This window comes from Streptomyces sp. NPDC059989, from assembly GCF_042736975.1.
Taxonomy (GTDB): Bacteria; Actinomycetota; Actinomycetes; order Streptomycetales; family Streptomycetaceae; genus Streptomyces.
On record NZ_JBHWUO010000011.1, the window covers coordinates 66,160 to 83,385 of the forward strand.

Genomic DNA, 17,226 nt, shown 5'->3' on the forward strand with positions numbered 1-17,226 from the left:
GGGACGGTGCCGGGACACGGTGCCGGGACACGAAGAAGGCCCCCACTCTGACGAGTGGGGGCCTTCTCTTGTCTGTGCGCCGCCAGGGACTCGAACCCCGGACCCGCTGATTAAGAGTCAGCTGCTCTAACCAACTGAGCTAGCGGCGCTTGCTGACGTCGTAGACATTAGCATCCGGATCCGCGGAACGAAAAATCGATATCCGCAGCTCGGGCGGCGCGGACGAACGCCCAGAGCAGGGCCTCGGGCCCGGGCAGCCACGGCGCGCGGGCGTCAGGGGCCACCAGCCAGCGGGACGGGCCCGGGGTCCCGGCCAGCGGCGGCACGGTGACGGCGTCGCCGAGCCCGTGGCACAGCGGCGCCGGGACGGTACGGGACCCTCCCCACTCCTCCCACGCCAGCAGGGCGGGCAGCCGGTGAGCGGTGCCGGTGGCGGCGAAGAGCAGCATCCGGCCGCGGTGCACGGCGACCGGGCCGGAACCGGGGCCGTCGGCCCAGAGCAGGTCCAGGAGGCGCCGCCCGAGGACGAGCGGGACGTTGACGACGTCGAAGGCGCTCCCGCAGGGCAGCACGGCCGGCGAGCCGGGCTGGGCCTGCCACAGGGTGAGGGTGCGCTCCGGATGCGCGGAGGCCGAGGCGAGCCAGGCGGCACCCTGCGGGGTGACGTGGGTGGCGGACGCGGTGCGCACATCGAGGGCGGGGCAGGTCGTCATGCATCCAGGTCTACCGGGCGTAACGTTCCGGTTTCCAGGAGTTACCGGAAACCGGGACAGGGCGGGCCGGGGTGGGGTATGTTGCGCCCCGCATATGCCAATCCGCTGCGCTTGGCCACCGCAGCCCAGGCCGAGCTGGGGCGGTTCCGGCGGGGCCGGGCGCGCGGCGGGGCACCTCCTCGGGCGCCGAACGTGACCAGGGGTCGGAGAGTGGCGGCCTTGTTGTGTTCGGCGCCCTGCGGGGGCGCCCCACCGCACACCCGGCCCCACCGAAACCGCCAACATCAAGCCTCGCCGGCGTTTGAGGCGCGGGGGTCCGGGGGCGGAGCCCCCGACGGGGGGCTGGGGGCGGAGCCCCCAGTTTCGGGAAGGGGTGGGGTGGGGGAAGCCCCGCGCAGCGGCAACCCGCACCCCGCCGGAGGCCAAGGGTTAGTCGGCGTCCGGGCCCGCGCCCCGCTGGAGGGACTCGCCGAATTCGATCATCTTGCGGGCGTAGTCCTCTGTCCATTCCGCCTGCTCGGCGATCGCCCCCGGCGACAACCGGTCGAACCGCCGCGGATCCGCCAGCTGCGCCGCGGCCAGCGCCTGGAACTCCACCGCCCGCTCCTGCGCCGCCCGGAAGGCCAGCGTCAGCTCGGTCGCCCGGGCCAGCAGCTCCTGCGGGTCCTCTATCGACTCCAGGTCGAAGAAGTGCTCCGGGTCCGTGGCGGCCTCCGACGGCTCGAAGAGCAGCGGCGCGGGCCGCAGCCTCCGCTCGGGCTCTGCCATGCGTGTCCTCCTGCTGCGCGTACGAAATGCTTCCGGGCCACCGTCCATTGTCCAACGCCGCGCAAGACCGCACAGCGGCGCACGGGGGATCGCCCGCAAGCGGGAGCGACACCCTCAGGGCCGCCAGGGCACGCGGTGTTCGGCGAGGTGGGCCAGCACCGCGTGGTTGGCCTCCCAGCCGTCCGGAAACTTCACCGTCACGCCCAGCTGGACCGGCTCCGTCGAGGGGTGGTCGTCCAGGAGTTCCGCTATGCCCGCCCGGGCCACCACCACGCACGCGTGCCGGTGCCGGGAGGCCAGGACGCACAGGCGGCCCGTCTCCAGGTGGAAGGCCGTCGCGTCCGGGCGGCCCGACAGCGGGTGGAGCACCACCGTCAGGTCGTACTCGCGGCCCTGCAGCCGGTTCGCGGTGTCCACCGTGACCCCCGCGACCCCGAGCGAGGCCAGTGCCGCGCGGACCGCGGCCGCCTGGTCGCGGTGGGCGGTGCCGACGGCGATGCGGTCGGGCGTCAGGGGGGACGCGTCCGGGGACTGCTCGTCGCTGGTGACCGCCCCGCGGTCCAGCGCGCGGCGGACGACCAGGGCCACCGCGCGCACCGCCTCCGGGTCGGTGCGCGGGGTGTGCCGCGCGGGCAGCTCCAGTAGGCCCCAGCCCGACTCGGCGGCCTCGTCCAGCACCCGGTCGGGGCCCGACCCGTCCGAGGGGACCCCGTACGACAGCCGCCGCTCGCCCGGACCCGTACCGCTGCGGAACTGTGTGTACGGGTAGAACGCGCGGGAGACCAGCGGCGCCGCCGTCGCCGGGAGCCGCCAGGACACCGGCAGCCGGTGCTGCGGCAGCTGCGGGTTGTGGGCGAGCAGGGTGCTCACCGCCGAGGCGGAGGGGTCGTAGGACAGGCCCGCCCACTGCTCCGCCCCGACCACGCTGAAGGGGTCCAGCTGCCCCGGGTCGCCCACGAACAGCGCCCGGTCGAACAGCCCGGCCACGGCCAGCAGCGCGTCGGAGCGCATCTGGTAGGCCTCGTCGACGATGGCGTGCTCCCACGGCTCGACGTCCTTGACGAAGGCCCACTTCGCCGCCGTGGAGATGGTGATGGGGAGTTCGGCCAGGTCTCCGGGCTTGGCCGAGAGGGTGACCGAGGGGAGGTCCCGCAGGGCGGGGTCGTACGCGTCCCCCTCGCTGCTGTGCAGCCGGCCGACCTTCAGCTCCGGGTCCTTGTCGGCGAGCCGCAGCACCAGGTCGTCGACCTGCGCGTTGGTCTGCGCGACCACCATCAGCCGGCGCCCGGCCGCGGCCAGCTCCCGGGCCGCCCGCACGACGAGCGTGGACTTCCCGGCCCCGGGCGGGGAGTCGACGACCACGCCCCGCTCGGTCCCGTGCAGCGTGTCGTGCAGGATGGCGGCGGTCGCCTCGGCGGCAGCGGCCCCCGGGTCGAAGAGCGCGGTCACAGGAGGTCCTCGTCGGTCACGGCGTCGGGCAGCGGGGTGGCGGTGGCGGATCCGGGCGGGCCCCCGTGCGTCCACGGGGTCTGCTCCCGGTCCGGGAGCTTCGGGCCGCCGCGCGCGTCGTGCTCGAAGAGCGTCCAGCACACCCGGTCGCCCTTCTCCGGCACCGAGCCGGGCTCCGGGTCCCGGCCGCGGCCCATCTTGTCCAGCAGGCGCAGCACCAGCCCGCCGTCCTCCTCGAAGCGTACGAACTGCGCGCTCTGCGGACGTCCGTCCAGCGAGCGGTAGACCTTCCCGCCGCCGTCCTCGGCGAGCTGCGGCCGGTCCTCCGTCGCGACCGTCACCAGCGGGCGGGGGCTCGGCCGCTTCGACTCCGTCCACTCCATCACCACCTCGGTGACCTCGCCGGCGAAGGCCTCGCCCGCCAGCCGCCGGCCCGCCATGACGAGGGGGTCGTCCAGCGCCTCCTGGGCGTCGAGCCGCACCTGCTCGGTCTCCCGCGTGGCCAGCTTCTGCGCCGCCGTCACCACGTCGTCCCGGCGCGGCTGCGGCGGCTCGCCCGCCCGTACGCGGTCCCGGTGGCCGGTGTAGGACCAGCGGTCGCGGGTCCAGCGCTCCTCGGCCCGCTCGCCGGGCGGGAGGGCGCGGAGCAGGTCGACGGAGCGCCACACCGCGTCCCAGGTGGGCCGCATCTGCGCCGCGACGAGGGCCCGTACTTCGGCGTCGGCACGTTCGAGCACGCGCTCGTTGCGGGGGTCCGCGGAGCGCGCGGCGTCGTACCGGGCCACGGCCGGGGCCAGCAGCTTGTTGTCGAAGGCCGGATCGGTGGCCGGACCGGCGGGCGGGACCAGCAGCGAGCCGTCCCGGTCCCGGGCGAGCTCGGCGCGCAGGGCCGCCTCCGCGCCGGACGCGCCCTCCGGCGGGCTTATCCACGCCAGGAGCGCCCCCAGGTGCTGGTCCTCCAGATTGCTCTGGCCGGTGGCCCAGTGCCGGGACAGCAGGTCCGTCGCCGACAGCAGCATCGAGGACCCGGGTACGCGGGAGCGCTCGGCGAGGTGCGTGAACCAGCGCCCCAGCATCGGCACCCGCGCGGGCGCCGGATACGGATTCTCCGGATCCTCCTCGGCCGTCCGCCGGAACCGCATCGACCGGCCGAGCAGCCGTACGTACTCGATGCCCGCCCGGCTCGGCACGATCAGCTGCGGTGCGTCCAGGCACAGTTCGGCCTCGACCTTGACCTTCCTGCCCGTCTCCGGGTCGGCCTCGCTGCGCTCCACGAGCTCGACCTCGTCGCCGTAGGCGTCCACGTACGGCAGGACCTCGTCCGCGAGGTCGGCCAGGAAGGACCAGCGCAGATTCCGGTCGCGCGGCTGCGGCACGACCAGCAGCCGGGGCTCCTGCGGATCCGTGCCGACGAGGGCGCCCAGCGGGGCCCCGGCCTCGCCCGCCGTCGTCAGCGGTACGAAGACCAGCGGGCGCTCGCTCAGATGCCGGTGCCGTACGGTCGCGAGCGGCTGGGCGCGGCCCGACTTGAGGGCCTGCAGCCGGGCCAGGGTGCTCAGGAGGGACATGCGCTAGCCTCCGCCGCCAGGCCCAGCGCCTCGGTGCGCAGCCGGGCCGCGTGGTGCAGTGCCGCCGCGGTGGGATCGTCGGCGGGGCCGTGCCCGGCGGCCGCCGCGAGGGCGGCCTCGACGGTGGTCAGCGCGCCCAGCTCGCCCCGTACGGAACGGCCCAGCGCGGTCACCTCGTCGGCGGCGCGGGCCCGGTCCCGGCAGTGGAAGGCCAGTTCGCAGGCGGCCAGGCACTCGGGTGCGTAGGAGGCGTCCACGGCGGCGACCGCCTCGGCCAGTTCATCGGCGGTCCGCGACGGGTCGAAGCTGAGGCCCTCGGGCAGCGCCGCGGCCAGCTCCTCGACCCGCGTCAGCCGGTCGAGCTGGCGCCGGGTCACGGAGCGCTCGCGGCGGACGTCGACGGGCGAGGCGGTGGGCAGGTTGGAGAAGTCCTTGGGGCAGACCAGCAGGACGGTGTGCCCGACCTCGGCGCCGGTCAGCTTCTCGGCGGTCTTCTCCAGGGCGAGGACGTAGACGGCGGCCTGGCGGGCGGCGGCGCCCACCTTCGCGGCGTCGGCCGCGCCGTCGATCATCGGGAAGGACTTGATCTCCACGACGGTCCAGCGGCCGTCGGGATGCACGACGACGGCGTCCGGCTCCAGGTAGGCGGGGGAGCCGGCCACCTCCAGGGCCAGCATCGGGTGGTCCAGCAGGGTCCAGGCCCCGGCTTCCCGCCCGGCGGCGGTGGCCTCGCGCAGGGCGAGCGCGGTCCGCGCGGCGCGGCCCTCGGGCCCGGCGGCGGCCAGGTCGGGGACGCGGGCGTCGGGGCCGGGGGGCTCGGCGGCGGGGTCGAGGTGTCCGTGGACCAGCCGGAGCAGTTCGGCTCCGCCGTCGCCCTTGACCTTGGCCTCGAAGGAGTTCCCGCGGACGATGGCGAACTGCGACTGCCCGAAGGAGGCGGGGGAGCCGAGGGCCGAGGCGAGGGCGGTCTTGTCCACGCCGGCGCCGTCGAGCAGGGCGCGTCTGCCGCAGCCGGGGTTGGCGGCGAGGGCCGCCAGCGCCCGGGCGTCGAGCGGGCGGGGCGGCACGGCGGGGCCGCGCAGGCCTGCGAGCCGCTGCCGCAGTGTCGTCGGCGGCGCCGTCGGCTGCGCGGGGCTGCTGGGCGGGTAGGAGCTCACGGGCGGAAGTGTCCCATCCGCCACTGACAATCGTGGACTTACACAGGAAAGCGGTCGCGGGGCGGGCTGGTGTTCATGTGATGGATGATGGACGGGCGACTCAACCACCATAAACAGCACGAACTCTCATGGACCGGGAGAAACTACATGGCCCCCCGCATCCTGCTGGCCCGCCACGGCCAGACGGCGTGGTCCCAGCTCGGCAAGCACACCGGGCGCACGGACGTGCCCCTGCTGGAGGAGGGCAAGCAGGGCGCGAAGCTGCTCGGCGAGCGGCTGGCCCGCGATCCGTGGAAGGGCCTGCCGGGTGTCGAGGTCCGCACCAGCCCGCTGGTGCGCGCGAGCGAGAGCTGCGACCTGGCGGGCTTCGGCGCCCAGGCCGATCCGTGGCACCTGCTCATGGAGTGGGACTACGGCGACTACGAGGGCATGACCCCGGCCGAGATCCAGGCGGTCCGCCCCGGCTGGCTGATCTGGCGCGACGGGGTTCCGGGCGGCGAGTCCGTCGCCGATGTCGCGGCGCGCGCGGACGAGGTCGTCGCGTGGGCCCGCTCGGCGGAGCGCGACGTCCTGGTCTTCGCCCACGGGCACATCCTCCGCACGCTGGCCGCGCGCTGGCTCGGCTTCGAGGCCTCCTTCGGAGCCCGGATCCGCCTCGACCCCACCTCGCTCTCGGTCCTCGGCTGGGCGTACGGGGCGCCGGCACTGGAGCGCTGGAACGACACGGGGCACCTGGACGTATAGCCGGGCCTGCGCCTCAAACGCAGGCGGGGCTGGTCTTGGCCGGCACTGTGCAGCGCAGCTGAGCCAAAATCAGCCCCGCCGGCGTTTGAGGCGCGGGGTCTGGGGCGGAGCCCCAGCAGCGGCGCCGCACCCGACGGCTGGACCCAGGCCACATCCAGCCCCGCCGGCGTTTGAGGCGCGGGGTTTGGGGCGGAGCCCCAACAGCGGCGCGCGGCCTCAGACCGTGGCGTGCCGGGTCAGGAAGGCCCCGACCCGGGGCGACCGCTGGTGCGGAACCAGCGTGCGGGCCGTTTCCGACAGCATCGAGCGGATCCGCGTGGACTGGACCTCGGCCAGGAGGTCCAGCACCCGCCCGCCGGCCCACGCGGCTTCGTCGGGGGCTCCCGCACGGGCCAGGTTACCGGCCAGCTCGGCGGTGTAGAGGGCCACGTTCCGGGCGAAGTGCGGATCCTGCAGGTCGGCGGCCCGGCGGGCGTGCCGGGCCGCGCGGGCGTGCTCGCCGAGGGTCGCCCAGCACCTGGCCTCCAGGGATTCCAGCTCGGCCTCGCCGAAGAAGGACATCCACTCGGGGTCCGCGCCCGCCTCCCCCCGGGAGAACTCCGTGTGGGCCCGGGTCAGCGCCTCCTCGCAGGCCTTGCGGTCGGCCAGGCCCGCCCAGCCCCCCGCCTCCCGGAGCGCCAGCAGGGAGAGCAGCCGCGGGGAACCCAGCGAGCGGGCGGCGCGGCGGCCCGCCTGGGCCGCCCGTACGGCCTCGCGCGAGCGGCCGCAGTCCCGCGCCAGGAACGCCATGTTGCTGAACGCGTGCGCCTCCAGGCCCGCGTCCCCCGACACCCGGGCCGTGGCGAGGGCCTCCGCGTAGTGCGAGCGGGCGTCCTCGAAGCGGCCGGAGTCGTGGGCCAGCCAGCCGACCGAGACGGCCAGTTCGCCGGCGCCCGCGTGCAGCCGGTCCTCGGTGGACTGCCGGGTGGCCCCCGCGTCGAGCAGGGCGTAGGCGGTGCGCAGGGGTTCGGCGGCCTTGCGGTAGAGGGCGTCGGCCCCGTGCCGGTCGTCCAGGAGCCGGATCTGGCGTACGGCGTCCTCGACGGCCGCGGCCTCGGACTCGCCGGCGCGGGAGGGGAGCCGGCGGGTGTCGCCGAGCAGGGTGAGGCTGAGCGTCGCGGCCGCCACGGTCGCGGAGCCGCCCGCCATGAACGCGCGACGCAGCACGTCGCTCTCCTTGAAGCTGGTACCGGAACCGGAACGGCTGGTGAGCTGCGCCGAGCGGCCGCGGACGGCCTCGCGCGGCGAGAACCCCAGGTCGGCCAGGGTGCGGCCGGGGAACATGTGGAGGAAGACCCGCTCGTAGGCGTAGTTGGGGCAGCGGATCTCGCCGGACTCGACCCGGCCGATGTAGCGCGCGTCGCAGGAAACCGTTTCGCCGATCTCCTTCGCCGCCCGGCGCACCAGCGCCGCGAACTCGGCCGGGGAGTGCTGCCCGCGCAGCCGCCGGAACGTGGAGTTGGGTGAGTGGGGGGACGCCGCCATGGACGTGGCCTCTCTGGCAAGGAACGCAGTGCCGGGGCTGTGACATGTGATGCGAAGCTGGGGTCCGGCGCGCATGAACGTACCGCCAGCGAGGGCTTGTTCATGCGGTGTTTGGCTACAAAACGGATATCTCACCCGCCATCCGCCATGAACTGCCATCCTTTGCAGCGTCTTGCCGCCGCACCCGTTGACGTTCCCGTGCGTTGAACCCATGCGGATACGGATCGAGGAGGGGTTCCCTTGGTGGAGGGCGGCATGGAGAGCACTGGAACGAACACCGCGCCCGCGCCCGGCGCGGCCCCGGCCCCGGAATTGGACCTGGACCTCGTGACCGTGCCCGCCCGGCAGGGGCTGGAGGCGGTGGACATCATCCGCCGGGCCGCCAGCCAGGCCGGCGGGGTCGGCCCGGTCCTGCACGACGGTTCCGGCGGCACCCTCGGCTTCCTCGTCCCGCCCGGCACCGCCGACGCCTGGGACCTGCCGGGCAGCGCGTGTACGCAGACCAACGGGCGCGGGATGCGTTTCGGCGACGCGGTCTCGCCGACCGCCGGCGCCACGGGCTGGCTGCTCCCGCCGGAGGCCGTCGGGCCGGTCACCGACCCCGAGGTGCTGCGGGCGGCGCTGGGCGAGGCGGCCCGGCTGATCGAGGCCGCCGACAACTGCCGCTGACCGGGCGACCGCCGCTGACCGGCGACAATGGGGTCGTGGCAGGCAAGGACAGAGGCAAGGGCAGCAGGCAGCAGCAGCGCGGACGCGGCGCCGCCGAACCGGTCGTCGGGCAGGTGGGCGGCGGCCGGGCGGAGCTGGAGCCGGACCGGGAGCGCGCCGACGCCTGGACCCTGCTGATCGACGGTGCCCCGCAGTCGCACGTCGACCTGGCCGACCCCGGGTACCTGGACTTCGCGTACCAGCGGCGGATCGGCCACCTCATCGACCTCGTCGCCCCCGCCCGGCAGCCGCTGAACGTGGTGCACCTGGGCGGCGGCGCCTTCACCCTCGCCCGCTACACGGCCGCCACCCGCCCCCGCTCCACCCAGCAGATCGTGGAGATCGACGCCGCGCTGGTGGCCTTCGTACGGGAACACCTGCCGCTGGATCCGCAGGCGCGGGTCCGGGTCCGGGCCGTGGACGCGCGGGCCGGCCTGGCCAAGGTGCCGGACGGCTGGGCGGACCTGGTGATCGCGGACGTGTTCAGCGGCGCGCGCACCCCGGCGCACCTGACGAGCACCGAGTTCCTCGACGACGTACGCCGTGCCCTGGCGCCCACCGGGTGGTACGTGGCCAACCTCGCGGACGGTCCGCCGCTCGCGCACCTGCGGGGGCAGATCGCGACGGCCGCGTCCCGGTTCACGGAGCTGGCGCTGGCGGCCGATCCCGTGGTGTGGCGGGGGAAACGCTTCGGCAACGCGGTCCTGGTGGCCGCTGACCGCGAGCTGCCCGTGGCGGAGTTCACCCGCCGGGTCGCGAGCGATCCGCACCCGGGCCGGGTCGAGCACGGCCGGGCCCTGGCGGACTTCGCGGGCGGCGCGGCGCCGGTCGCCGACGCCTCGGCGGTGGCCTCGCCGCAGCCGCCGCCCTCGGTCTTCCGGTAGCCGGCCGGCGCGGGACATCGCGGGGCCGGCGGGCAAAGACCGCCCAGGTCTCCCGGTGGGAGCCGGGGCTGCGTAGCCTGTGGTTCCCTGAGAGGGATCGCTCCCTTCTCACGTAAGCGTTCAGGAGACGGCAAAGCCCATGTCTGATTCCCCCGCCACCCCCGGTGCGCCCACCCCCAGCACCGCCGGCTCGGACTACACGCGTCGGCTCGCCCGACTGGAACAGTCCGGGATCAAGCGGCTGCTGCCGACGCAGGCGCCGTACCGGTGGAACCTGCAGCGGCTGCAGCTGGGCCGGGTCCTGGACGTCGGCTGCGGAATCGGACGCAACCTGCTGAACTGCGGGCCCGAGAGCGTCGGTGTCGACCACAACCCGCACTCGGTGCAGACCTGCCGCGAGCGCGGACTGACGGCCTACACGCCCGACGAGCTGGCCGCCGCTCCGGACTGCGGGCCCGGGTCCTTCGACAGCATGCTGGTCGCGCACGTGCTGGAGCACGTCGACGAGGAGACCGCGGCCGCGCTGCTGGAGCAGTACCTTCCGCTGGTGAAGCCGGGCGGCTCCCTCGTCCTGATCACCCCGCAGGAGGTCGGCTACCGCACCGACGCCACCCACGTCCGGTGGGTCGGCTTCGAGGAGCTGCGCAGCCACGCGGGCAAGGCCGGGGTCTCGGTGCGGCGCACCTACTCCTTCCCCTTCCCCCGCACCATGGGCAAGGTCTTCCCGTACAACGAGTTCGTGCTGGTGGGCACGGTCCCGGCGACCGGCTGACGCCCCGCGCTTAGGGGTCGACGATCTCCACCACCGGCGGGTGGTCGTGCCAGGTGCAGAACGCCGACACCTCGCGGCCGTCCTTGGTGAAGGTGACCCGGATCCAGTAGTCCTGCTTCCACACCTGCATCCGCCAGCCGGCCGCCGGGGTCGCGGAGACCAGCTCGGCCGAGGACGCCCCGAGGGAGAAGACGACCCGTCCGCCGGAGACGGGGTAGGCCTTCACGTTGCCCTGGTCCCCGTCGTCCGTCGGCTGACTCGCGCGGGGGCTGGGCGAGGCCTTCTGCGAGGGCTTGGCGGGCGAGGGCCCCGCGGACGGCGAGGCGGAGGGGCTGGGGGAGGCCGACGGCGCGGGCGACGGCGATTCCGCGAGCTGCGCGCGGTGGGTCGAGGAGGACAGCGGCTGCCCGGCCAGCGGCACCGCGAGCGGCGGATCGTAGGCCGTGCCCGACATGACGGTGTGCACGCCCCACCAGGACAGCGTCACCGCCGCCCCGGTCGCCAGCGTCCAAGCCACGGCATGTACAAGTCCTCGAAGCATCAGGGGACATACTGCACCACCTGCCACAAGAGCCGCTCGGCCCCTCCCCCGGTCCCCCGAATGGGCTACGGTGCGGGCCATGGCAAGTGTGCTCGTGGTCGAGGACGACCAGTTCGTACGTTCCGCCCTCATCCGGCACCTGACCGAGGCCTCGCACACCGTGCGGAGCGTCGGGACCGCCCTGGAGGCCCTGCGCGAGGTCGCCCACCACCGCTTCGACGTGGTCATCCTCGACCTCGGGCTGCCCGACCTCGACGGGTCGGAGGCGCTCAAGATGCTGCGCGGCATCACCGACGTACCCGTGATCATCGCGACCGCGCGCGACGACGAGACGGAGATCGTCCGGCTGCTCAACGACGGCGCCGACGACTACCTGACCAAACCTTTCTCCGTCGAGCACCTCTCCGCCCGGATGGCCGCCGTCCTGCGCCGCTCCCAGGCCGCCGCGGCCGAGCCCCCCTCGCGCGTCCTGCACGTCGGCGGGCTGGCCATCGACCCGCTGCGCCGCCAGGCCGAGCTCGACGGGACCGTGCTGGACCTCACGCGCCGGGAGTTCGACCTGCTGGCCTTCCTGGCCGGGCGGCCCGGGGTGGTCGTGGCCCGGCGCGAGCTGCTCGCCGAGGTCTGGCAGCAGTCGTACGGGGACGACCAGACCATCGACGTCCACCTGTCCTGGCTGCGCCGCAAGCTCGGCGAGACCGCCGCCCGACCGCGCTACCTGCACACGCTGCGGGGTGTGGGCGTCAAGCTGGAGCCGCCCCAGTGAGCGTCGCACGCGCGGCCACCGGGCCGCAGACGACCGCGATGGCCGCAGTGGTGCGCCGCGCGGGCGACCGTGACAACAGCCGCTGCCGCGGCGGAGCGAGCCACAGGAGATGAGGTGGGCGCTGGTCAAGGTGTGCCTCGCGGTCACGGTCATGGTGGTCGTGGCCTTCGCGGTGCCGCTCGGGCTCGTCGTCAAGGAGATGGCCAGCGACCGCGCGTTCTCCAACGCGGAACGGCAGGCCGCCACCATCGGGCCGACCCTGTCGATCACCACCGATCCGGTGCAGCTGCGCAAGGCCGTGGAGTCCACGCAGATGGGCGCGGCCCGGCGGATGGCCGTCCACGTGCCCGCGATCGGCGGCAGCGCGCCGGTGGACATCGGCGAGGGCCGTGCGGGCGAGCGCGCCGTCGCCGAGACCCGGCGGATGGGGCGGGCCACGACGGCCTCGGTGGCGGGCGGCGGCTCGGCGCTGCTCCAGCCGATCGCGCTCGGGTCCGGGGACATCGCCGTCGTGGAGGTCTACGTACCGGAGAGCGAGGTCAGCAACGGCGTCACGACCGCCTGGCTGGTGCTCGCGGGCGTCGGTCTGGCGCTCATCGTCGGCTCGGTGGCGGTCGCCGACCGGCTCGGCGCACGGCTGGTCCGGCCGGCCGAGAGGCTCGCGGACGCCGCGCACCAGCTGGGCGAGGGCCGGCTGGGGGCCCGGGTACCGGAGGCAGGACCGAAGGAACTCCGCTCGGCGGCCGTCGCGTTCAACGCGATGGCGGACCAGGTCGTGGAACTCCTCGCCAACGAGCGGGAGCTGGCCGCCGACCTGTCGCACCGGCTGCGGACGCCGCTGACGGTGCTGCGGCTCAACACGGCCTCGCTCGGGGACGGCCCGGCCGCCGAGCAGACCCGGGCGGCCGTGGAGCAGCTGGAGCGGGAGGTCGACACGATCATCCGTACGGCCCGCGAACAGCGCCCGGCCACCGGCCTGACCGGCGCGGGCGCGGGCGCCGGCTGCGACGCCTCCGAGGTGATCCGCGACCGGATGGCCTTCTGGTCGGCGCTGGCGGAGGACGAGGGCCGCGAGGTGCGGCTCGCGGGCGTGGACCGCACCGTACGGATCCCCGTGGCGCGGCCCGAACTGGCCGCCGCCCTCGACGCCATGCTCGGCAACGTCTTCCGGCACACCCCCGAGGGCACCCCCTTCGCGGTGGACGTGCACGACGCCTCGGACGCGGTCATCGTGCTCGTCTCCGACGCGGGCCCCGGCATCGCGGACCCGGACGCCGCCCTGCGCCGCGGCAACGACGGCGCCCGCGACGGCTCGACGGGCCTCGGCCTGGACATCGTGCGCCGGGTCGCCGAGTCGACCGGCGGCGACCTACGGCTGGGGCGCTCGGTGCTCGGCGGGACCGAGGTGCGGGTCTGGATCGGCCTGGACGGCCGGACCCGGGGCGGCTCGGGCGGGGTCCGGACCCGGCGCGGCCGGCGCAAGCGGCGCAGCAACTGACGTAACGGGGCGGGGGCCGGGGGCGCGCCTCGCGGGCGGTATGTCCGTGGATCGGTACGGTCCGCGGCATGGACACCCTCATCTTCGGCGGCCTCCTCGCCACGCTGATCGCCATGTACCGGGAGTCGTCCCGGATGGTCGTGCTCGGAGCGTGGTGGGTGATGCTGCTCGCCGTGATCCTGCTGATGGCGCACCACATCGCCAGCAGCCTCGCCCTGACCTTGAGCTACTGACGGTGGCCGTCATGCACAGCCTCCTCCCGGAGGAGGCACCGACGGGCGGGTTGCTCGGGCGCGGCCAGTACTGGTTCGCCTGCGTCTTCGCCATCGGCTGGACGGGCGTGGTCTGCGGCGGCCTCTTCTACCAGTTCGGGCTGTGGGAGTACCCGTGCCCGCTCTGCATCGTGCAGCGGATGTTCATGCTGCTGGCGGCGATGGGCGCCGCGTACATCGTCCGGACGGCCCTGTGGCACGGCGTGGTGACCGGCCGCGACTACATGATGGGCTGGGGCCTGTCCCTCGTCGCGGTGATCGCGGGCTCCTTCGCCTCGTGGCGGCAGACGATGCTGCACGTCCTGCCCGGCGACAAGGGGTACGGGAGCGAGGTCTTCGGCCTGCACCTGTACGTGTGGGCCTGGATCCTCTTCCAGGCCTCGGTGGTCGCGGTCGGCATCGCCCTGGCCTTCGCCCACCAGACGGCGGACCGTTCCGTGCCGGCGACCGGGCCCGGGCCGCTGCGGACGGCGGGGATGCTCGCGCTGTGGTTCCTGGGGCTCGTCATCGCCGTCAACGTCGTGGCCGTCTTCTTCGAGGAGGGCTTCCACTGGTTCCTGCCGGACGATCCGACGCGGTATCAATTCTTCTACGACGTGGGAATCCTGGACTAGCCGGGCCTCTCCGGCGAGCGGAAGGAATCAGGCATGCGCTACGCAGTCCTCGGCACCGGGATCGTCGGCCGCACGCTGGCCGCCCGGCTCGCCTCCCTGGGCCACGAGGTGATCATCGGCACCCGGGACCCGGGGGCGACCGCAGGGCGCGCCGAGTACGCCGAGTGGCAGGCGGGGCAGCGCCAGGTGCGGCTCGCCGCCTTCGCGGAGGCCGCGCGGGACGGCGACACCCTGGTCAACGCCACCGGCGGGCAGGTCAGCATCGAGGCCCTGACGGTGGCGGACGCGGCGCACCTGGACGGCAAGGTCCTGATCGACGTGGCGAACCCGCTGGACTTCTCGCGGGGGTTCCCGCCGAGCCTGGACCCGGTGGACACCGACAGCCTGGGCGAGCTGATCCAGCGCACCTTCCCGGGGCTACGGGTGGTCAAGACGCTGAACACGATGAACTGCCGGATCATGGTCGAGCCGGCGCGGGTCGTCGGTGAGCACCACGTCTTCCTGTCGGGCGAGGACGCGGACGCGAAGAAGGCCGTACGGGAGCTGCTCCACTCCTTCGGCTGGCCGGAGCGGAGCATCCTCGACCTCGGCGGCATCGAGACGGCCCGGGGGACCGAGATGATGCTCCCCGTGTGGCTCCGGCTGATGGGCAGCCTCGGGCACACGGACTTCAACTTCCACATCCAGGGCGCGTAGTACCTCCTCGCGGGGCTCCCCGTACGGCCGCCGCCCGGACGGTGGCGGAGATGTTGCCCCGTCCGGCGGCCCCGCCCAGGGTGGCCGTGACGGAAGGAGTCACGCATGAGAGTCATGCTCAGGGCGCATTTCGACACGGCCGCCACCAACGAGGGCATCAAGACCGGGTCCCTGCCGGCGGCGGTGAAGAACCTGATGGACAAGGTGAAGCCGGAGGCGGCGTACTTCGGGCTGCACGAGGGCGTGCGCTCCTGCTGGATCGTCTTCGACCTGCAGGACAGCGCGATGATGCCGTCGCTGACGTGGGAGCTGTTCCAGGATTTCAACGCCGAGATCGAGGTCGGTCCGGTGATGCGGCCCGAGGAGCTGGCGAAGGCGCTGGGGGCGTTGCAGTCCTCGTAGGAAGCCGCCGGGGGTGGCGGGGGCGGCGGGGGCGGCGGGGCCGCGAGGGCTGCGGGGCGGGCCCGGGCCGGGATGTGGGCCCGGGCCTCGTCCTTTTGGGGCCCCGTTCAGTCGCTTTCGCCCGAGGTCAGCCGCTTGGCCTGGGCCCGGCCGACCTCGGCGGCGCGGTGCAGGTAGTCGGCGATGACGGCGAGTTCGGAGTCGGAGTAGCTCTCCAGCACGGCTCCGAAGGCCCGGCCGGGGGTGTCCCAGGCGGCGCCGATGCGCGTGCGGGCCTCGGGGGAGAGGGAGACGAGGGAGCGGCGGCGGTCGTGGGGGTCGGCGTGCCGCTCGACGACGCCCGCCTTGACCATGCGGTCGACGAGGCGCGTGGCGGAGCCGGAGGTCAGGCCGGTGAGGCGGGCGATGTCGCCGGTGCTGACGGGTTCGGGCTCCATGTCGAGGAGGGCGACGCACTGCATGTCGGTGGGGTGCAGGCCGACGTGGTCGGCCATGGCCTGGTTGAAGAGCGAGTAGTCGGCGTAGTGCCGCTGGCTCTCGGTGACGATGCGGGCGAGCAGCTCGGCGCGGCTCCACTCATCACCCGTACGAGGGGAATCGGTTGACATCGGCTTCTCCATGCTCCAAATTTATCTGTGTGGCGCAGAGAATGTGCAACGCAGAATCTGTGCCACGTATCCATCGTAGCCAGAATTTGGGCAACCCAGAACAGAAAGAAGGACTCGCTCGCCATGTCGATCCTCGTCACCGGCGGCCGCGGTGCCGTTGCCCGCGGACTCTCCATCCTCCTCACCTCCCACGGCATCGCGCACCGCCTCGCCTCCCGCGAGCCGGACCGCGCCGATACCGTCCACTGCGACCTCTCCGATCCGGCGACCTTCGCCGGCGCCCTGGAGGGCGTCCGCTCCGTCTTCCTCTACGCCGAGGCCGCCGGAATCGACGCCTTCGTCAAGGAGGCCGTCACCGCCGGGGTGGAGCACGTCGTGCTCCTGTCCTCCTCCTCGGTGCTCGCCCCCGGCGCCGCCGACAGCCCGCTGTCCGCGTCCCATCTCGCCGTCGAGCAGGCCCTGTCGGCCTCCCCGCTGCGCACCACCCTGCTGCGCCCCGGGTCCTTCGCGAGCAACGCCCTCGGCTGGGCCTGGTCACTGAAGTCCGGCCGCCCGGTCCGCCTGCCCTACCCCGGCGCCTACTGCGATCCCGTCCACGAGGCCGATCTCGCGGAGGCCGCCTACGCCGTCCTCACCGACCCCGCCCTCGGCGGGCGCGCCTACACCCTGACCGGCCCGCAGTCGCTGACGTTCGCGACCCAGCTCGCGATACTCGGCCAGGTCCTCGGCCGGCCCCTACCCTTCGAGGCGGTCTCCGCCGAGCAGTGGAAGTCCGAGGTCGACGGCTACATACCCGGCCCCTATGCCGACGCCCTGCTCGATTACTGGGCCTCATCGGACGGCCTCCCGGTCGAGGTCACCGGCGCTGTGGAACACCTCACCGGCCACCCGGCCCGCACCTTCGAGACCTGGGTGGCGGACCACGCCGACGCGTTCGGCGTCTAGGCCGACGCGGTTTCCGGGCGGGGGCTCGGACGGCCGCGATAGAGAGGGGCGAAGGAGATCAGGAGGAGCACCGCCGTGACCGGGATGAGGTCCTTGTCGACGAGCGGAAGGGCGGTGCCGGCGAGCATCAGAACGGGGGCCCAGGGCTTGAGGATGCGGCGCGAGGCGAGCTGGACGGCCAGGACCAGCTGGGCGACGAAGAACAGCAGCGGGCCGAAGTCGTAGAACACCGGAAGCATGCCGGGCGTGTCCTGGATGCGGGCGAAGAGCTCCTGCATCTCGGCTCGGTCGGCCGAGGCGAACCCGACCGCGATGTCGATGAGGAACTGCCCGCCGAGTGTGACCGCCCCGGCCGTGGCGGTCCAGAACCCCGCGGTGGACAGCCGGTTGCGGCCGGCCATCGTGCGCATCGCGGCGAAGCCCTGGACGAAGAACGCCAGCCCGGCCAGGAAGCACAGGTGGCCGGCGGTCCATGCGACCCCGGGGCCGTGGTCGCCGTCGAGGCCGTCGGCGATGCGGATCAGGCCGTAGGCGCCCATCAGGGCGGGGGCGGCGAGGAAGGCGGTGCGGGGTGTGGTCATGGCCATGACGCTATGA

The 17,226-nt window shown here is 74.0% G+C and carries 19 protein-coding genes, 1 tRNA gene and 1 pseudogene; 11 read left to right on the forward strand and 10 right to left on the reverse strand.

Translation table 11 applies throughout. The features are described from left to right. Positions 1-75: 75 nt before the first annotated feature. The 6 genes and pseudogenes from ACFWBN_RS12345 to ACFWBN_RS12370 form a co-directional block, all read right to left on the reverse strand. Positions 76-149: transfer RNA gene (locus ACFWBN_RS12345), tRNA-Lys, on the reverse strand. Next, positions 140-713, reverse strand: a pseudogene (locus ACFWBN_RS12350) (bifunctional DNA primase/polymerase). The gene ACFWBN_RS12345 and the pseudogene ACFWBN_RS12350 overlap by 10 nt, the downstream one beginning before the upstream one ends. A 429-nt stretch (positions 714-1,142) precedes the next feature. After that, positions 1,143-1,481, reverse strand: a complete 339-nt coding sequence (locus ACFWBN_RS12355) for a hypothetical protein (protein ID WP_385174773.1) — start codon at positions 1,479-1,481, stop codon at positions 1,143-1,145. Between the two features lie 114 nt (positions 1,482-1,595). Next, positions 1,596-2,930: an AAA domain-containing protein gene (locus tag ACFWBN_RS12360; RefSeq protein ID WP_385174776.1), complete on the reverse strand. Its 1,335-nt coding sequence runs from the start codon at positions 2,928-2,930 to the stop codon at positions 1,596-1,598. Then, positions 2,927-4,498, reverse strand: coding sequence for a hypothetical protein (locus tag ACFWBN_RS12365; RefSeq protein ID WP_385174779.1), 1,572 nt, complete (start codon positions 4,496-4,498; stop codon positions 2,927-2,929). The genes ACFWBN_RS12360 and ACFWBN_RS12365 overlap by 4 nt, the downstream gene beginning before the upstream one ends. Further along, on the reverse strand, positions 4,486-5,655 hold the full coding sequence (locus ACFWBN_RS12370; protein ID WP_385174782.1) for a hypothetical protein: 1,170 nt from the start codon (positions 5,653-5,655) through the stop codon (positions 4,486-4,488). The genes ACFWBN_RS12365 and ACFWBN_RS12370 overlap by 13 nt, the downstream gene beginning before the upstream one ends. 147 nt (positions 5,656-5,802) lie before the next feature. Here ACFWBN_RS12370 and ACFWBN_RS12375 point away from each other — a divergent pair, with 147 nt between their 5' ends. Beyond that, positions 5,803-6,399: a histidine phosphatase family protein gene (locus tag ACFWBN_RS12375; RefSeq protein ID WP_385174786.1), complete on the forward strand. Its 597-nt coding sequence runs from the start codon at positions 5,803-5,805 to the stop codon at positions 6,397-6,399. 216 nt (positions 6,400-6,615) lie between these two features. On the opposite strand, the gene ACFWBN_RS12380 is transcribed toward ACFWBN_RS12375, so the two are convergent. Then, the gene (locus ACFWBN_RS12380) at positions 6,616-7,923 is read right to left on the reverse strand and encodes a tetratricopeptide repeat protein (protein WP_385174789.1); all 1,308 of its coding nucleotides are present in this window, start codon (positions 7,921-7,923) and stop codon (positions 6,616-6,618) included. A gap of 255 nt (positions 7,924-8,178) precedes the next feature. Here ACFWBN_RS12380 and ACFWBN_RS12385 point away from each other — a divergent pair, with 255 nt between their 5' ends. From ACFWBN_RS12385 to ACFWBN_RS12395, 3 genes are all read left to right on the forward strand, one after another. Continuing rightward, on the forward strand, positions 8,179-8,592 hold the full coding sequence (locus ACFWBN_RS12385) for a hypothetical protein (RefSeq protein ID WP_385174792.1): 414 nt from the start codon (positions 8,179-8,181) through the stop codon (positions 8,590-8,592). Between the two features lie 35 nt (positions 8,593-8,627). Then, complete coding sequence (locus ACFWBN_RS12390; RefSeq protein ID WP_385174795.1) at positions 8,628-9,515, forward strand: spermidine synthase; 888 nt, start codon at positions 8,628-8,630, stop codon at positions 9,513-9,515. 139 nt (positions 9,516-9,654) lie between these two features. Next, on the forward strand, positions 9,655-10,287 hold the full coding sequence (locus ACFWBN_RS12395; protein ID WP_385174798.1) for a class I SAM-dependent methyltransferase: 633 nt from the start codon (positions 9,655-9,657) through the stop codon (positions 10,285-10,287). Positions 10,288-10,297: 10 nt separating this feature from the next. Here the strand turns inward: ACFWBN_RS12395 and ACFWBN_RS12400 are convergent, their stop codons facing one another. Continuing rightward, a complete protein-coding gene (locus ACFWBN_RS12400; protein WP_385174801.1) occupies positions 10,298-10,828 on the reverse strand; it encodes a hypothetical protein in 531 nt (176 codons plus the stop codon). A gap of 79 nt (positions 10,829-10,907) precedes the next feature. Between ACFWBN_RS12400 and ACFWBN_RS12405 the strand changes: the two genes are divergently transcribed. The 6 genes from ACFWBN_RS12405 (at position 10,908) to ACFWBN_RS12430 (ending at position 15,076) form a co-directional block, all read left to right on the forward strand. After that, complete coding sequence (locus tag ACFWBN_RS12405) at positions 10,908-11,594, forward strand: response regulator transcription factor (protein ID WP_385174804.1); 687 nt, start codon at positions 10,908-10,910, stop codon at positions 11,592-11,594. A gap of 109 nt (positions 11,595-11,703) precedes the next feature. Continuing rightward, positions 11,704-13,092, forward strand: coding sequence for a sensor histidine kinase (locus tag ACFWBN_RS12410; RefSeq protein ID WP_385174807.1), 1,389 nt, complete (start codon positions 11,704-11,706; stop codon positions 13,090-13,092). 68 nt (positions 13,093-13,160) lie between these two features. Next, the gene (locus ACFWBN_RS12415; protein ID WP_385174809.1) at positions 13,161-13,325 is read left to right on the forward strand and encodes a DUF5993 family protein; all 165 of its coding nucleotides are present in this window, start codon (positions 13,161-13,163) and stop codon (positions 13,323-13,325) included. A gap of 11 nt (positions 13,326-13,336) precedes the next feature. Continuing rightward, positions 13,337-13,978, forward strand: a complete 642-nt coding sequence (locus ACFWBN_RS12420; protein WP_385174812.1) for a disulfide bond formation protein B — start codon at positions 13,337-13,339, stop codon at positions 13,976-13,978. A 33-nt stretch (positions 13,979-14,011) separates the two neighbouring features. Then, positions 14,012-14,674 carry an NADPH-dependent F420 reductase gene (locus tag ACFWBN_RS12425; protein WP_385174815.1) on the forward strand — a complete coding sequence of 221 codons (663 nt, stop codon included), beginning with the start codon at positions 14,012-14,014 and terminating at the stop codon, positions 14,672-14,674. 105 nt (positions 14,675-14,779) lie between these two features. Beyond that, complete coding sequence (locus ACFWBN_RS12430; protein ID WP_385174818.1) at positions 14,780-15,076, forward strand: DUF3303 family protein; 297 nt, start codon at positions 14,780-14,782, stop codon at positions 15,074-15,076. A gap of 107 nt (positions 15,077-15,183) precedes the next feature. Here the strand turns inward: ACFWBN_RS12430 and ACFWBN_RS12435 are convergent, their stop codons facing one another. Continuing rightward, complete coding sequence (locus ACFWBN_RS12435) at positions 15,184-15,684, reverse strand: MarR family winged helix-turn-helix transcriptional regulator (protein ID WP_385174821.1); 501 nt, start codon at positions 15,682-15,684, stop codon at positions 15,184-15,186. Between the two features lie 123 nt (positions 15,685-15,807). Here ACFWBN_RS12435 and ACFWBN_RS12440 point away from each other — a divergent pair, with 123 nt between their 5' ends. Continuing rightward, positions 15,808-16,629, forward strand: a complete 822-nt coding sequence (locus ACFWBN_RS12440) for an NAD(P)H-binding protein (protein ID WP_385174823.1) — start codon at positions 15,808-15,810, stop codon at positions 16,627-16,629. Here ACFWBN_RS12440 and ACFWBN_RS12445 read toward each other — a convergent pair. Then, on the reverse strand, positions 16,626-17,210 hold the full coding sequence (locus tag ACFWBN_RS12445; protein WP_385174826.1) for a hypothetical protein: 585 nt from the start codon (positions 17,208-17,210) through the stop codon (positions 16,626-16,628). The genes ACFWBN_RS12440 and ACFWBN_RS12445 overlap by 4 nt on opposite strands. Positions 17,211-17,226 lie beyond the last annotated feature (16 nt).

Excerpts from the sequence above, each read along its gene's own strand:
- ACFWBN_RS12355 (WP_385174773.1), bottom strand. The coding sequence starts at position 1,481 with ATGGCAGAGCCCGAGCGGAGGCTGCGGCCCGCGCCGCTGCTCTTCGAG.
- ACFWBN_RS12365 (WP_385174779.1), bottom strand. The coding sequence starts at position 4,498 with ATGTCCCTCCTGAGCACCCTGGCCCGGCTGCAGGCCCTCAAGTCGGGC.
- ACFWBN_RS12375 (WP_385174786.1), top strand. The coding sequence starts at position 5,803 with ATGGCCCCCCGCATCCTGCTGGCCCGCCACGGCCAGACGGCGTGGTCC.
- ACFWBN_RS12380 (WP_385174789.1), bottom strand. The coding sequence starts at position 7,923 with ATGGCGGCGTCCCCCCACTCACCCAACTCCACGTTCCGGCGGCTGCGC.
- ACFWBN_RS12385 (WP_385174792.1), top strand. The coding sequence starts at position 8,179 with ATGGAGAGCACTGGAACGAACACCGCGCCCGCGCCCGGCGCGGCCCCG.
- ACFWBN_RS12395 (WP_385174798.1), top strand. The coding sequence starts at position 9,655 with ATGTCTGATTCCCCCGCCACCCCCGGTGCGCCCACCCCCAGCACCGCC.
- ACFWBN_RS12400 (WP_385174801.1), bottom strand. The coding sequence starts at position 10,828 with ATGCTTCGAGGACTTGTACATGCCGTGGCTTGGACGCTGGCGACCGGG.
- ACFWBN_RS12405 (WP_385174804.1), top strand. The coding sequence starts at position 10,908 with ATGGCAAGTGTGCTCGTGGTCGAGGACGACCAGTTCGTACGTTCCGCC.
- ACFWBN_RS12410 (WP_385174807.1), top strand. The coding sequence starts at position 11,704 with ATGAGGTGGGCGCTGGTCAAGGTGTGCCTCGCGGTCACGGTCATGGTG.
- ACFWBN_RS12415 (WP_385174809.1), top strand. The coding sequence starts at position 13,161 with ATGGACACCCTCATCTTCGGCGGCCTCCTCGCCACGCTGATCGCCATG.
- ACFWBN_RS12420 (WP_385174812.1), top strand. The coding sequence starts at position 13,337 with ATGCACAGCCTCCTCCCGGAGGAGGCACCGACGGGCGGGTTGCTCGGG.
- ACFWBN_RS12425 (WP_385174815.1), top strand. The coding sequence starts at position 14,012 with ATGCGCTACGCAGTCCTCGGCACCGGGATCGTCGGCCGCACGCTGGCC.
- ACFWBN_RS12430 (WP_385174818.1), top strand. The coding sequence starts at position 14,780 with ATGAGAGTCATGCTCAGGGCGCATTTCGACACGGCCGCCACCAACGAG.
- ACFWBN_RS12435 (WP_385174821.1), bottom strand. The coding sequence starts at position 15,684 with ATGTCAACCGATTCCCCTCGTACGGGTGATGAGTGGAGCCGCGCCGAG.
- ACFWBN_RS12440 (WP_385174823.1), top strand. The coding sequence starts at position 15,808 with ATGTCGATCCTCGTCACCGGCGGCCGCGGTGCCGTTGCCCGCGGACTC.
- ACFWBN_RS12445 (WP_385174826.1), bottom strand. The coding sequence starts at position 17,210 with ATGACCACACCCCGCACCGCCTTCCTCGCCGCCCCCGCCCTGATGGGC.